The organism is Klebsiella sp. CN_Kp075, from assembly GCF_040065055.2.
GTDB classification, from domain to species: Bacteria; Pseudomonadota; Gammaproteobacteria; order Enterobacterales; family Enterobacteriaceae; genus Klebsiella; species Klebsiella aerogenes.
In genome coordinates this window covers 3753441-3768460 of the sequence record NZ_CM198050.1, presented here as the reverse complement: position 1 = coordinate 3768460, position 15020 = coordinate 3753441, and the positions used below count along the sequence as shown (strand labels likewise).

Annotated in this window: 14 protein-coding genes; 12 read left to right on the top strand and 2 right to left on the bottom strand. The window is 56.4% G+C overall.

Going from position 1 to position 15020, the window contains the following annotated elements; translation table 11 throughout:
• From ABLV78_RS18090 to nei, 4 genes are read left to right on the top strand one after another with little or no spacing between them, the layout of a single operon-like run.
• Nucleotides 1-726, top strand: coding sequence for a DUF969 domain-containing protein (locus ABLV78_RS18090; protein WP_047049229.1), 726 nt, complete (start codon nt 1-3; stop codon nt 724-726).
• Entirely contained in the window at nt 723-1718 is a 996-nt protein-coding gene (locus tag ABLV78_RS18085; protein WP_047049226.1) for a DUF979 domain-containing protein, read from the top strand. Before ABLV78_RS18090 ends, ABLV78_RS18085 begins: the two co-directional genes overlap by 4 nt.
• A 9-nt stretch (nt 1719-1727) precedes the next feature.
• A complete protein-coding gene (pcp, locus tag ABLV78_RS18080; protein ID WP_047049223.1) occupies nt 1728-2372 on the top strand; it encodes a pyroglutamyl-peptidase I in 645 nt (214 codons plus the stop codon).
• Nucleotides 2373-2387: 15 nt separating this feature from the next.
• Nucleotides 2388-3179 (top strand): endonuclease VIII, encoded by a 792-nt coding sequence (gene nei / locus ABLV78_RS18075; protein ID WP_047049221.1) that lies wholly within the window; start codon nt 2388-2390, stop codon nt 3177-3179.
• Nucleotides 3180-3277: 98 nt separating this feature from the next.
• Here nei and gltA read toward each other — a convergent pair whose 3' ends face one another.
• Entirely contained in the window at nt 3278-4561 is a 1284-nt protein-coding gene (gene gltA, locus ABLV78_RS18070) for a citrate synthase (RefSeq protein WP_015367676.1), read from the bottom strand.
• 183 nt (nt 4562-4744) lie between these two features.
• A complete protein-coding gene (locus tag ABLV78_RS18065) occupies nt 4745-4876 on the bottom strand; it encodes a hypothetical protein (protein ID WP_418268990.1) in 132 nt (43 codons plus the stop codon).
• Nucleotides 4877-5200: 324 nt separating this feature from the next.
• On the opposite strand from ABLV78_RS18065, the gene sdhC reads away from it, so the two are divergent.
• The 8 genes from sdhC to sucD all read left to right on the top strand — a co-directional run bounded on the left by sdhC (nt 5201) and on the right by sucD (nt 15006).
• Nucleotides 5201-5605: a succinate dehydrogenase cytochrome b556 subunit gene (gene sdhC, locus ABLV78_RS18060; protein ID WP_020079340.1), complete on the top strand. Its 405-nt coding sequence runs from the start codon at nt 5201-5203 to the stop codon at nt 5603-5605.
• Nucleotides 5599-5946, top strand: a complete 348-nt coding sequence (gene sdhD / locus ABLV78_RS18055) for a succinate dehydrogenase membrane anchor subunit (RefSeq protein WP_015367674.1) — start codon at nt 5599-5601, stop codon at nt 5944-5946. Before sdhC ends, sdhD begins: the two co-directional genes overlap by 7 nt.
• Nucleotides 5946-7712, top strand: a complete 1767-nt coding sequence (gene sdhA, locus ABLV78_RS18050; RefSeq protein WP_032707635.1) for a succinate dehydrogenase flavoprotein subunit — start codon at nt 5946-5948, stop codon at nt 7710-7712. Before sdhD ends, sdhA begins: the two co-directional genes overlap by 1 nt.
• Before the next feature lie 15 nt (nt 7713-7727).
• Entirely contained in the window at nt 7728-8444 is a 717-nt protein-coding gene (gene sdhB / locus ABLV78_RS18045; RefSeq protein WP_020079339.1) for a succinate dehydrogenase iron-sulfur subunit SdhB, read from the top strand.
• Between the two features lie 338 nt (nt 8445-8782).
• Nucleotides 8783-11590, top strand: coding sequence for a 2-oxoglutarate dehydrogenase E1 component (sucA, locus tag ABLV78_RS18040; RefSeq protein WP_047049217.1), 2808 nt, complete (start codon nt 8783-8785; stop codon nt 11588-11590).
• 14 nt (nt 11591-11604) lie between these two features.
• Nucleotides 11605-12825, top strand: coding sequence for a 2-oxoglutarate dehydrogenase complex dihydrolipoyllysine-residue succinyltransferase (gene odhB / locus ABLV78_RS18035; RefSeq protein ID WP_020079338.1), 1221 nt, complete (start codon nt 11605-11607; stop codon nt 12823-12825).
• A 145-nt stretch (nt 12826-12970) separates the two neighbouring features.
• A complete protein-coding gene (sucC, locus tag ABLV78_RS18030; RefSeq protein ID WP_015367670.1) occupies nt 12971-14137 on the top strand; it encodes an ADP-forming succinate--CoA ligase subunit beta in 1167 nt (388 codons plus the stop codon).
• Complete coding sequence (gene sucD, locus ABLV78_RS18025; RefSeq protein ID WP_015367669.1) at nt 14137-15006, top strand: succinate--CoA ligase subunit alpha; 870 nt, start codon at nt 14137-14139, stop codon at nt 15004-15006. The genes sucC and sucD overlap by 1 nt, the downstream gene beginning before the upstream one ends.
• Nucleotides 15007-15020 lie beyond the last annotated feature (14 nt).

Here is a 15020-nt window from a genome sequence, read left to right as displayed (position 1 = left end):
ATGCAAGAGGTGATATCCCTCTGGCCGCTGATCGGCATTGCCGTGATTGTGGTCGGTTTTCTATTACGCTTTAACCCGGTGCTGGTGGTGATTATCTCCGGGATCGTCACCGGCGTGGCGGCGCATATGCCAATAGCCACTATTCTGGAGAAACTGGGCGAGGGCTTCCTCAATACCCGTAATCTGCCGTTTATTCTGCTGTTGCCGCTGGCGGTGATCGGGCTGCTGGAGCGCCATGGTCTGAAAGAGCGGGCGCAGGCGTGGATCGCGAAGATCCATAGCGCGACCGCCGGACGTCTGCTGATCGTCTATCTGTTTGTGCGCGAAGCCACCGCCGCCCTGGGCTTGACCAGCCTCGGCGGACATCCGCAAATGGTGCGCCCGCTGCTGGCGCCAATGGCGGAGGGGGCGGCGGAAAAGCGCTTTGGCCCGCTGCCGGGTCATGTGCGCTACCGCCTGCGCGCGATGTCGGCGGCGACCGATAACGTCGGCCTGTTTTTCGGTGAAGATATTTTTGTCGCCTTTGGCGCGATCATCTTCATGCACAACTTTATGCTGGAGTCGGGCGGGATCCAGACGGAACCGTTGCATATTGCCCTGTGGGGGATCCCGACGGCGATCTGCGCCTTCCTGATCCACGCCGCGCGCCTGTGGCGCCTCGATCGCCATCTCCAGCGCGAGCTGGACCGGGTTAACGCCGGGCAGGCGAAAGGCGGTGCGGCATGAACTTCCAACAAACGTATTTATATTGGCTGGCCGGCGCGGTACTGCTGGTCGTGGCTATCATGTCCTGGCGCGACAAAAGCAATCCGCGGCGCCTGACAACCGGCCTGTTCTGGGGCCTGTACGGGCTGGTGTTCTTGCTCGGCGACTGGACGTATCAACTGGTGGGCGATAAGCGTACGGTGAATATCGCCGTCGGCGGGGTGGTGGTGGTACTGGCGCTGATCGCTGGCTTTGGCGGTGTGCGCCTCGGCAGCTACCATCAGCGTACCCAGGAAGAGAAAACCGCCAGCGCGAAACGCCTCGGCAACAAACTTTTCTATCCGGCGCTGGCGATTCCGGTCGTCACCGTCATTGGCGTACTGCTGTTTAACAATCTGCCTTCATGGCAGGTGGCGCTCTTCGGGCCGGGCAACCACGCGACGCTGATTACCCTGTTCTCGATGACCGTCGGTACGCTGATTGGCCTGGCGATGGCGATTCGTATGACCCATGAAACGGTGGCGCAGCCGATGCAGGAAGCGCGCCGTTTGCTGGATTCCGTCGGCTGGGCCTTTATCCTGCCGCAAATCCTCGCGGTGCTGGGGCTGCTATTTACCGCGGCGGGCGTCGGAACCAGCATTTCATGGCTGACCGAGCACTATCTGGCGGTAGATAACCGCTTTATCGCCGTGGCCGTGTACGCCATCGGCATGGCGGTGTTGACGATGGTGATGGGCAACGCCTTTGCCGCTTTCCCGATCGTGACCGCCGGGGTTGGCATTCCGATTTTAGTCCTGCAGCATGGCGGCAATCCGGCGGTAATGGCGGCGATTGGTATGTTTTCCGGCTACTGCGGCACGCTGATGACGCCGATGGCGGCGAACTTTAATATCGTACCGGCGGCGCTGCTGGAACTGCCGGATAAAAACGCGGTGATTAAAGCCCAGGTACCGACCGGTATCCTGCTGCTGATCGTCAACGTATTCTTACTCTATTTCCTGATGTTCCTGTAAGGAGGGATGATGGCTGGCGTATTAATTACCGGTTTTGAGCCGTTCGGCGGCGAAACGGTTAATCCTTCATGGGAAGTGGTTAAGCAGCTTAATGGCGTGATTATTCGCGGGCAGCAGGTGGTGGCTAAACAGTTACCCTGCGTGTTCGGCGAGGCGCTAACGGTGCTGAACGCCGCGCTTGAAACCTATCAACCGCAGCTGACGATTGCCGTCGGGCAGGCCGGCGGCCGTGTCGATATTACCGTCGAACGTGTGGCTATCAACGTCGATGATGCGCGGATCCCCGACAATAAAGGCCAGCAGCCGATCGATGAGCCGATCGTCGCAAACGGCCCCGCGGCCTTCTTCAGCACGCTACCGATCAAAGCGATCGTTAACACGCTGCGCCAGCAGGGGATCCCGGCCTCGGTGTCGCAAACCGCGGGCACTTTTGTCTGCAATCACGTGATGTATGGTTTGCTGCATCAGCTGCAGGGAAAAAGCGGGCAGAAGGGCGGTTTTATCCATATTCCGTATCTGCCTGAACAGGCGGCGGCCCACCCTGGCGAGGCGAGTATGTCGGTCGCGACGGTACGCGCGGCGCTGGAAACGGCAATTGCCGTCGCTCTTGAACAGAATGACGATGTCAAAATTGGCGGCGGCGCCACGCACTAACAAAAGGACGAAACTATGCCTGAAGGCCCGGAGATCCGCCGCGCGGCGGATAACCTGGAGGCGGCTATCAAAGGCGAACCGTTAACCGAAGCCTGGTTCGCCTTTCCACAGTTGCAACCCTATCAAAGCCAGTTGATTGGCCAGCGGGTGACCCATATCACCACCCGCGGCAAGGCCCTGTTAACCCACTTCTCCGGCGGATTGACGCTGTATAGCCATAACCAGCTATATGGCGTCTGGCGCGTGGTGGATGCCGGCGTTGAGCCGCAATCGAACCGCGTGCTGCGCGTCAGACTGCAGACCGCACGCAAGGCGATTTTGCTCTATAGCGCCTCGGAGATTGAGATATTGACGGCGCAACAGCTGGCCCATCATCCGTTTTTACAACGGGTCGGGCCGGATGTGCTGGATATGACGTTAACCGCCGGGCAGGTCAGAGAGCGGCTGTTATCGGCGAAATTTCGCAATCGCCAGTTTTCCGGCCTGTTGCTGGACCAGGCGTTTCTCGCCGGGCTCGGGAACTATCTGCGGGTAGAGATCCTGTGGCAGGTGGGGCTGACCGGGCAGCATAAAGCCGCCGAGCTCAATGAAACGCAGCTAGATGCGCTGGCGCACGCGCTGCTGGATATCCCGCGCCTTTCTTACCGTACCCGCGGCCAGGTGGATGAAAACAAACATCATGGCGCGCTGTTCCGCTTTAAGGTCTTTCATCGCGAGGGTGAGGCCTGCGAACGCTGCGGCAGCATCATTGAGAAAACGATGCTGTCATCGCGACCCTTTTACTGGTGCCCCGGCTGCCAGCACTAATGCCAGTTGTTGATCGATTAAAATTTATTTGCACGTTTAAATAAAAAAATCGGGGAAGATCCCCGATTTTTTTATTGCTAACCCCGACAGGGTTAAAATTACTTCTTGAGATCGGACTTGAAATCGCGCTTCTGGTAGCCGGTATACAGCTGACGCGGACGGGCAATTTTCATACCGTCGCTGTGCATTTCGTTCCAGTGGGCAATCCAGCCGACGGTGCGCGCCATCGCGAAGATGACGGTAAACATCGAGGATGGAATACCCATCGCTTTCAGGATGATGCCGGAGTAGAAATCGACGTTCGGATACAGTTTCTTCTCGATGAAGTACGGGTCGTTGAGCGCGATATGCTCAAGTTCCATCGCCACTTCCAGCAGATCGTCCTTGGTGCCCAGTTCTTTCAGCACTTCGTGGCAGGTTTCACGCATAACGGTGGCGCGCGGATCGTAGTTCTTGTACACGCGATGGCCGAAGCCCATCAGGCGGAAAGAGTCATTCTTGTCTTTCGCGCGGCGCACGAATTCCGGAATGTGTTCAACGGAGCTGATCTCTTCCAGCATTTTCAGCGCGGCTTCGTTGGCGCCGCCGTGCGCCGGTCCCCACAGGGAGGCGATACCCGCAGCGATACAGGCGAACGGGTTAGCCCCGGAAGAGCCTGCGGTACGGACGGTAGAGGTTGATGCGTTCTGTTCGTGGTCAGCGTGCAGGATCAGGATACGGTCCATCGCGCGTTCCAGCACCGGGTTAACCTCATAGGTTTCACACGGCGTGGAGAACATCATATTCAGGAAGTTACCCGCGTAGGAGAGATCGTTGCGCGGATACACGAAAGGCTGGCCGATAGAATACTTGTAACACATCGCTGCCATGGTCGGCATTTTGGACAGCAGACGATAGGCGGCGATTTCCCGGTGGCGCGGATTATTCACGTCCAGGGAGTCGTGATAGAACGCCGCCAGCGCGCCGGTAATACCGCACATCACCGCCATCGGGTGAGAGTCGCGGCGGAACGCGTGGAACAGACGGGTAATCTGTTCGTGGATCATGGTGTGGCGGGTAACGGTAGTTTTGAATTCGTCGTACTGCTGTTGAGTCGGTTTTTCGCCGTTCAACAGGATGTAGCACACTTCAAGATAATTTGACTCGGTAGCCAGCTGATCGATCGGGAAACCGCGGTGCAGCAGGATCCCCTCATCGCCGTCGATAAAAGTAATTTTAGATTCACACGAGGCTGTTGAAGTGAAACCGGGGTCGAAGGTGAAGACACCTTTTGAACCAAGACTACGAATATCAATAACATCCTGACCGAGCGTGCCTTTTAGCACATCAAGTTCAATAGCAGTGTCACCACCCAGGGTGATTTTTGCTTTAGCATCAGACATTTATGGTCTCCTTAGCGCCTTTTATTGCTTAAGACTGCCGGGTGGTGGATTTGCATTCGGCCCGAACCTGACTACGTTACCAGATTGTTATGTTGCTCACAGCTCTGTGTCGCGAAAATTGCAGGGTACAGAGCGCAGGCGCTTGATGGTACGTCTTCAGCCCGGGAGTGAAACGGCAGCAAATCAGCGTTTTAGCAGCCCGAATATTAAAACCTGTATACCACTAATAACTGTCCTGATTACATCGGTCAATACCATCACACTGTTACATAACTTATTCTCAGGTGAAAGAGTGACCCCATAACTTTTGGGCATTATTGCATTAATCTAGTAATGGTTGTAACAAGAATGTTTAATATTTGTCAAATCAGGTGATTAAAATTTAAAATAATGTTGTAATCGTGACCTTGATCACTGTTCCGGACAAAACCCGACAAACTATATGTAGGTTAATTGTAATGATTTTGTGAACGGCCTATACTGCCGCCAGGTCTCCGGAACACCCTGCAATCCCGAGCCACCCAGCGTTGTTTGGTCACGCTTTTACTCCTGGAAAGGGGTTTTAACATGACTTCTGGTTATAGAAAGGACGCTGTCTGACCCGCAAGCAGACCGGAGGAAGGAAACAATAAGAACAGCATGTGGGCGTTATTCATGGTAAGAAATGTGAAAAAACAAAGACCTGTCAATCTGGATCTACAAACGATTCGATTCCCAATCACGGCGATAGCGTCCATTCTCCATCGCGTATCCGGTGTGATCACTTTTGTGGCGGTCGGTATTCTGCTTTGGTTGCTGGGCACCAGCCTTTCCTCTCCGGAGGGCTTCCTGACGGCCGCTTCCATCATGAATAGCTTCTTCGTGAAGTTCATCATGTGGGGCATCCTCACCGCGCTGGCTTACCACGCCGTTGTCGGTATCCGCCATCTGCTGATGGACTTTGGCTATCTGGAAGAAACCCTCGAAGCAGGGACACGCTCCGCCAAAATTTCTTTTGTTATTACTGTCGTGCTTTCACTTCTCGCAGGAGTCCTCGTATGGTAAGCAACGCCTCAGCACTGGGACGCAACGGCGTACATGACTTTATTCTGGTCCGTGCTACCGCCATCGTTCTGACCCTCTACATCATCTACATGGTTGGCTTCTTCGCCACCTCCGGTGAGATCTCCTGGGAAATCTGGACCGGATTCTTCTCCTCCGCGTTCACCAAAGTCTTTACCCTGCTGGCTCTCGTTTCCATCCTGATTCACGCCTGGATCGGTATGTGGCAGGTGTTGACGGACTACGTTAAACCACTGGCCGTGCGCTTAGTTCTGCAACTGATTATCGTTGTGGCGCTGGTGGCTTACGTTCTTTATGGATTTGTTGTGGTGTGGGGTGTGTAATGAAATTGCCAGTCAGAGAATTTGATGCAGTTGTAATTGGTGCCGGCGGCGCAGGTATGCGCGCGGCGCTGCAGATTTCCCAGAGCGGACAGACCTGTGCGCTGCTCTCTAAAGTTTTCCCTACCCGTTCCCATACCGTTTCCGCGCAGGGTGGCATCACCGTCGCGCTCGGTAATACCCATGAAGATAACTGGGAATGGCACATGTACGACACCGTAAAAGGGTCGGACTATATCGGCGACCAGGACGCCATCGAATATATGTGTAAGACCGGCCCGGAAGCGATTCTTGAGCTGGAACATATGGGCCTGCCGTTCTCCCGTCTTGATGACGGCCGTATTTATCAGCGTCCGTTTGGCGGCCAGTCGAAAAACTTCGGCGGCGAGCAGGCGGCACGCACCGCGGCGGCGGCCGACCGTACCGGTCACGCGCTGCTGCACACCCTGTATCAACAGAACCTGAAAAACCACACCACTATCTTCTCCGAATGGTATGCCCTCGATCTGGTGAAAAACCAGGACGGCGCGGTGGTTGGTTGTACCGCACTGTGCATCGAAACCGGTGAAGTGGTGTACTTCAAAGCCCGCGCTACCGTGCTGGCGACCGGCGGCGCAGGCCGTATTTATCAATCCACCACCAACGCCCACATCAACACCGGCGACGGCGTCGGTATGGCTCTGCGCGCGGGCGTTCCGGTGCAGGATATGGAAATGTGGCAGTTCCACCCGACCGGTATCGCCGGGGCAGGGGTGCTGGTCACCGAAGGTTGCCGCGGCGAAGGCGGTTACCTGCTGAACAAACACGGCGAGCGCTTTATGGAGCGTTATGCGCCGAACGCGAAAGACCTGGCGGGTCGTGACGTGGTGGCGCGTTCCATCATGATCGAAATCCGCGAAGGCCGCGGCTGCGATGGTCCGTGGGGCCCGCACGCTAAACTGAAACTGGATCACCTGGGTAAAGAAGTGCTGGAATCCCGTCTGCCGGGCATTCTTGAACTGTCTCGTACCTTTGCCCACGTTGACCCGGTTAAAGAACCGATTCCGGTTATCCCAACCTGCCACTACATGATGGGCGGTATTCCGACCAAAGTGACTGGCCAGGCGCTGACCGTGAACGAGAAGGGCGAAGATGTGGTGATTCCGGGCCTGTTCGCCGTTGGCGAGATCGCCTGCGTATCGGTACATGGCGCCAACCGTCTGGGCGGCAACTCGCTGCTGGACCTGGTGGTCTTCGGTCGCGCGGCGGGTCTGCATCTGCAGGAATCCATCGCCGAGCAGGGCGCGCTGCGCGCTGCCAGCGAGTCCGATGTCGAAGCTTCCCTGGACCGCCTCAACCGTTGGAACAACACCCGTTCCGGCGAAGACCCGGTCGCTATCCGCAAAGCGCTGCAGGAATGTATGCAGCATAACTTCTCGGTCTTCCGTGAAGGCGACGCGATGCATAAAGGTCTGGAACAGCTGAAAGAGATCCGTGAGCGTCTGAAAAATGCGCGCCTGGACGACACTTCAAGCGAGTTCAATACCCAGCGCGTCGAGTGTCTGGAGCTGGATAACCTGATGGAAACCGCGTATTCCACGGCGGTATCCGCTAACTTCCGTACCGAAAGCCGCGGCGCGCATAGCCGCTTCGACTTCCCGGAACGTGATGATGAAAACTGGCTGTGCCATTCCCTGTATCTGCCAGAGTCGGAATCCATGACGCGTCGAGCGGTCAACATGGAACCGAAACTGCGTCCGGCATTCCCGCCGAAGATTCGTACTTATTAATGCGGAGACAGGAATATGAAACTCGAGTTTTCAATTTATCGCTATAACCCGGATGTTGACGACGCTCCGCATATGCAGGATTACACCCTCGACGCGGAAGAAGGTCGCGACATGATGCTGCTGGATGCGCTTATCCAGCTGAAAGAAAAAGATCCGTCGCTGTCGTTCCGCCGCTCCTGTCGTGAAGGGGTGTGCGGTTCCGATGGTCTGAACATGAACGGTAAAAATGGTCTGGCGTGCATCACGCCGATCTCCGCGCTGAATCAGCCGGGTAAGAAAATTGTTATCCGTCCGCTACCTGGATTGCCGGTTATCCGCGATTTGGTGGTAGACATGGGGCAATTCTACGCACAATATGAGAAGATCAAGCCTTACTTATTGAATAATGGGCAAAATCCTCCGGCTCGCGAGCATCTGCAGATGCCTGAGCAGCGCGAGAAACTCGATGGTCTGTACGAGTGTATTCTGTGCGCATGTTGTTCGACCTCTTGCCCGTCGTTCTGGTGGAACCCGGACAAGTTCATCGGCCCGGCAGGCCTTCTGGCCGCGTATCGCTTCCTGATCGACAGCCGCGATACCGAAACCAGCGAGCGTCTGGAAGGTCTGAGCGATGCTTTCAGCGTATTCCGCTGTCACAGCATTATGAACTGCGTCAGTGTTTGTCCTAAGGGATTGAACCCAACGCGCGCCATCGGCCATATTAAGTCGATGCTGTTGCAGCGCAGCGCGTAAGCAACACGGTCTGTCCCGGATGGCGCTTGCGCTTATCCGGGCTACCAAAGCAGTAGCCCCGGCAAGCGTTAGCGCCGCCGGGGGACAGATAGCAGGAAATCTTTAAAAACCGCCAAATATGTACCAGTAATGCGTAGGCCTGATAAGCGAAGCGCCATCAGGCAATAGAGATAGCAGGAAACCTCTAAAAACTGCCCCTGATAGTTAGACAGTTTTTAAAGGTTCCTTAGCGGATAGAAACCACAACTCGTCCGCAACAAGTGAACCCCGGCACGTGCACTCGGTGTGCGTGGTAGTTTCTACGGCGAAATAAGCATAAAAATGCTTAAGGGATCACGATGCAGAACGGCGCAATGAAAGCCTGGCTGGACTCTTCTTACCTCTCTGGTTCGAACCAGAGCTGGATAGAACAGCTCTATGAAGACTTCTTAACCGATCCTGACTCTGTTGACGCCAACTGGCGTTCGATGTTCCAGCAGTTACCTGGCACCGGAGTTAAACCGGATCAATTTCATTCGAAAACACGTGATTATTTCCGTCGACTGGCGAAGGATGCCTCACGTTACACTTCTTCGATATCCGACCCTGATACCAATGTGAAGCAGGTTAAAGTCCTGCAGCTCATCAACGCATACCGCTTCCGCGGTCACCAGCAGGCGAATCTCGATCCGCTGGGACTGTGGCAGCAAGAGAGAGTGGCGGATCTCGATCCGGCTTACCACGATCTCACCGAGGCCGATTTCCAGGAAAGCTATAACGTAGGTTCTTTCGCCATCGGAAAAGACACGATGAAGCTGGGCGACCTGATCGCGGCGCTTAAGCAAACCTACTGCGGCTCCATCGGCGCGGAATACATGCACATCACCTCTACTGAAGAAAAACGCTGGATCCAGCAGCGTATTGAGTCAGTAGCGGGCAAAGCGAGCTTCACCGCGGAAGAGAAAAAGCGCTTCCTGAGCGAACTGACCGCCGCGGAAGGCCTGGAGCGCTACCTCGGCGCCAAATTCCCGGGCGCGAAACGCTTCTCGCTGGAAGGCGGCGATGCGTTAATCCCGATGCTCAAAGAGATCATCCGTCACGCCGGTAAGAGCGGCACTCGTGAAGTGGTGCTGGGCATGGCGCACCGTGGTCGTCTGAACGTACTGGTCAACGTGCTGGGTAAAAAACCGCAGGATCTGTTTGACGAATTCGCGGGCAAACATAAAGAACACCTCGGCACCGGCGACGTGAAGTACCACATGGGCTTCTCTTCCGATATGGAAACCGAAGGCGGTCTGGTTCACCTGGCGCTGGCGTTTAACCCGTCGCACCTGGAAATCGTCAGCCCGGTGGTTATCGGCTCCGTACGCGCCCGTCTGGATCGTCTGGACGAGCCGAGCAGCAACAAAGTTCTGCCAATCACCATCCACGGCGACGCCGCGGTAGCCGGCCAGGGCGTAGTTCAGGAAACCCTGAACATGTCCAAAGCGCGTGGTTACGAAGTGGGCGGTACCGTGCGCATCGTTATCAACAACCAGGTTGGCTTCACCACGTCCAACCCGCTGGATGCGCGTTCTACGCCGTACTGCACCGATATCGGTAAGATGGTTCAGGCACCGATTTTCCACGTTAACGCGGATGACCCGGAAGCGGTCGCTTTCGTTACCCGTCTGGCGCTGGATTTCCGTAATACCTTCAAACGCGATGTCTTCATCGACCTGGTGTGCTACCGCCGTCACGGCCACAACGAAGCCGACGAGCCGAGCGCAACCCAGCCGCTGATGTACCAGAAAATCAAAAAGCATCCGACTCCGCGCAAAATCTACGCTGACAAGCTGGAGCAGGACAAAGTCGCGACGCTGGAAGACGCTACCGAACAGGTTAACCTCTACCGCGATGCGCTGGATGCCGGCGATTGCGTGGTAGAAGAGTGGCGTCCGATGAACATGCACTCCTTTACCTGGTCTCCGTACCTCAACCATGAGTGGGATGAGAGCTACCCGGATAAAGTTGAGCCAAAACGCCTGCAAGAGCTGGCCAAACGCATCAGTACGGTGCCGGAAACCGTTGAGATGCAGTCTCGCGTAGCGAAAATCTACGGCGACCGCCAGCTGATGGCCGCCGGTGAGAAGCCGTTCGACTGGGGCGCGGCGGAAAACCTGGCGTACGCCACCCTGGTTGACGAAGGGATTCCGGTACGTCTGTCCGGCGAAGACTCCGGTCGCGGTACCTTCTTCCACCGTCATGCGGTTATCCATAACCAGAGCAACGGCTCTACCTATACGCCGCTGCAGAACGTACACAACGGCCAGGGCCAGTTCCGCGTCTGGGACTCCGTGCTGTCTGAAGAAGCGGTGCTGGCGTTCGAATACGGTTACGCCACCGCGGAACCACGCACCCTGACCATCTGGGAAGCGCAGTTCGGCGACTTCGCCAACGGCGCGCAGGTCGTTATTGACCAGTTCATCAGCTCCGGCGAGCAGAAATGGGGCCGGATGTGCGGCCTGGTGATGCTGCTGCCGCACGGCTATGAAGGGCAGGGCCCGGAGCACTCCTCCGCGCGTCTGGAACGCTATCTGCAGCTGTGCGCTGAGCAGAACATGCAGGTTTGCGTACCGTCCACTCCGGCACAGGTTTATCACATGCTGCGTCGTCAGGCGCTGCGCGGTATGCGCCGTCCGCTGGTGGTGATGTCGCCGAAATCTCTGCTGCGCCACCCGCTGGCGGTTTCCAGCATGGATGAACTGGCGAACGGCACCTTTATGCCGGCTATCGGCGAAATCGACGAGCTCGATCCGCAAGCCGTGAAACGCGTCGTACTGTGCTCTGGTAAGGTTTACTACGACCTGCTGGAACAGCGCCGTAAAAACGAGCAAAAAGATGTCGCCATCGTGCGTATCGAACAGCTCTATCCGTTCCCGCATCAGGCGGTGCAGGAAGCGCTGAAAGCTTATTCGCACGTCCACGATTTTGTCTGGTGCCAGGAAGAGCCGCTCAACCAGGGCGCATGGTACTGCAGCCAGCACCACCTTCGTGAAGTAGTTCCATTTGGGGCCTCTCTGCGTTATGCAGGCCGCCCGGCCTCCGCCTCTCCGGCGGTAGGGTATATGTCCGTTCACCAGAAACAGCAACAAGATCTGGTCAATGACGCGCTGAACGTCGATTAATTAAAGGATACACAATGAGTAGCGTAGATATTCTGGTTCCCGACCTTCCTGAGTCCGTAGCTGACGCAACCGTCGCCACCTGGCACAAAAAACCGGGCGACGCGGTAGTCCGCGACGAAGTTCTGGTCGAAATCGAAACTGACAAAGTGGTACTGGAAGTACCGGCATCAGCGGACGGCATTCTGGATGCAGTACTGGAAGACGAAGGCGCCACCGTGCTGTCTCGTCAGATTCTGGGCCGCCTGCGTGAAGGCAACAGCGCCGGTAAAGCCGCTGATGCGAAAGCTGATACTAAAGAGTCCACCCCGGCTCAGCGTCAGCAAGCGTCTCTGGAAGAGCAAAGCAACGACGCGCTTAGCCCGGCTATCCGTCGCCTGTTGGCTGAACACAGCCTCGACGCGGCGGCGATTAAAGGCACCGGCGTTGGCGGCCGTCTGACCCGCGAAGACGTTGAGAAGCATCTGGCGAGCGCGCCGGCGAAAGCTGAAGCGAAAGCGCCAGCCGCTGCTGCGGCGCCGGTTGCGCAACTGGGCCACCGCTCTGAAAAACGCGTACCGATGACCCGTCTGCGCAAACGCGTTGCCGAGCGTCTGCTGGAAGCGAAAAACTCTACCGCCATGCTGACGACGTTCAACGAAGTCAACATGAAGCCGATTATGGATCTGCGTAAGCAGTACGGCGAAGCGTTCGAAAAACGTCACGGTATCCGTCTGGGCTTCATGTCCTTCTACGTGAAAGCGGTGGTTGAAGCGCTGAAACGCTACCCGGAAGTGAACGCTTCCATCGATGGCGATGACGTGGTTTATCACAACTACTTCGACGTGAGCATGGCGGTTTCTACGCCGCGCGGCCTGGTGACTCCGGTTCTGCGTGACGTTGACCTGCTGGGCATGGCGGATATCGAAAAGAATATTAAAGAGCTGGCAGTGAAAGGCCGTGACGGCAAGCTGACCGTAGATGACCTGACCGGCGGTAACTTCACCATTACCAACGGCGGCGTATTCGGTTCTCTGATGTCCACGCCGATCATCAACCCACCGCAGAGCGCCATCCTGGGTATGCATGCCATTAAAGACCGTCCGATGGCGGTGAATGGCAAGGTAGAAATTCTGCCGATGATGTACCTGGCGCTCTCCTACGACCACCGTCTGATCGATGGACGTGAATCGGTAGGCTTCCTGGTAGCGATTAAAGAGCTGCTGGAAGATCCGACTCGTCTGCTGCTGGACGTGTAGTCAGTAAGAGTATTACCTACCGTAGGCCGGATAAGGCGTTCGCGCCGCCATCCGGCGTTGATGAGATGCCTGATGGCGACGCTTGCGCGTCTTATCAGGCCTACAGGTTTAAAGATAATTATTACCTGAAGGATGGACTGAACACATGAACTTACATGAATATCAGGCAAAACAACTTTTTGCCCGCTATGGCTTACCGGCGCCGGTGGGTTATGCCTGTACTACTCCGCGTGAAGCAGAAGAAGCCGCTTCAAAAATCGGCGCGGGTCCGTGGGTAGTGAAATGTCAGGTTCACGCTGGTGGCCGCGGTAAAGCGGGCGGTGTGAAAGTAGTTAAGAGCAAAGAAGAGATTCGCGCTTTTGCTGAGCATTGGCTGGGCAAACGCCTGGTGACTTACCAAACAGATGCTAACGGCCAGCCGGTAAACCAGATTCTGGTTGAAGCGGCGACCGACATTGATAAAGAGCTGTATCTGGGCGCGGTTGTTGACCGTAGCTCCCGTCGCGTGGTGTTCATGGCGTCTACCGAAGGCGGCGTGGAAATCGAAAAAGTGGCGGAAGAAACCCCGCACCTGATCCACAAGATCGCTATCGATCCGCTGGCGGGCCCGATGCCTTACCAGGGTCGTGAACTGGCGTTCAAACTGGGTCTGGAAGGCAAACAGGTTCAGCAGTTCACCAAGATCTTCATGGGTCTGGCGACCATCTTCCTGGAGCGCGATCTGGCGCTGATCGAAATCAACCCGCTGGTTATCACCAAGCAGGGCGACCTGATCTGCCTCGACGGCAAACTGGGCGCTGACGGCAACGCGCTGTTCCGCCAGCCGGATCTGCGTGAAATGCGCGACCAGTCTCAGGAAGATCCGCGCGAAGCTCAGGCGGCGCAGTGGGAACTGAACTACGTTGCTCTCGACGGCAACATCGGTTGCATGGTTAACGGCGCAGGCCTGGCGATGGGCACCATGGACATCGTTAAGCTGCACGGCGGCGAACCGGCTAACTTCCTCGACGTTGGCGGCGGCGCCACCAAAGAGCGCGTAACCGAAGCGTTCAAAATCATCCTCTCTGACGACAACGTTAAAGCGGTTCTGGTTAACATCTTCGGCGGTATCGTTCGTTGCGACCTGATCGCTGACGGCATCATCGGCGCGGTTGAAGAAGTGGGTGTTAACGTACCGGTTGTTGTACGTCTGGAAGGTAACAACGCCGAACTGGGCGCGAAAAAACTGGCTGACAGCGGCCTGAATATTATTGCAGCGAAAAGTCTGACGGACGCAGCACAGCAGGTTGTTGCCGCAGTGGAGGGGAAATAATGTCAGTTTTAATTAATAAAGACACCAAGGTTATCTGCCAGGGCTTTACCGGTAGCCAGGGTACATTCCACTCTGAACAAGCGATCGCTTACGGCACTCAGATGGTTGGCGGCGTAACGCCAGGTAAAGGCGGCACCACTCACCTGGGCCTGCCGGTATTTAACACCGTGCGTGAAGCCGTGGAAGCCACCGGCGCCACCGCGACCGTCATCTACGTTCCGGCACCGTTCTGCAAAGACTCCATTCTGGAAGCTATCGACGCGGGCATTAAGCTGATTATCACTATCACTGAAGGTATCCCGACCCTGGATATGCTGACCGTGAAAGTGAAGCTGGACGAAGCTGGCGTTCGCATGATCGGCCCGAACTGCCCGGGCGTTATCACTCCGGGCGAATGCAAAATCGGCATCATGCCGGGTCACATCCACAAGCCGGGTAAAGTGGGCATCGTTTCCCGTTCCGGTACCCTGACCTATGAAGCGGTTAAGCAGACCACCGACTATGGCTTTGGCCAGTCTACCTGCGTCGGTATCGGCGGCGACCCGATCCCGGGCTCCAACTTCATCGATATCCTGAAAATGTTCCAGGAAGACCCGCAGACCGAAGCGATCGTCATGATCGGTGAAATCGGCGGCAGCGCGGAAGAAGAAGCGGCAGCTTACATTAAAGAGCACGTGACTAAGCCGGTTGTCGGCTACATCGCGGGCGTTACCGCGCCGAAAGGCAAGCGTATGGGCCACGCAGGCGCCATCATCGCTGGCGGTAAAGGTACTGCTGATGAGAAATTTGCTGCGCTGGAAGCGGCCGGTGTGAAAACCGTTCGCAGCCTGGCGGATATCGGCGAAGCGCTGAAAGCTATCATCAAGTAAACCCTCACTGCTCT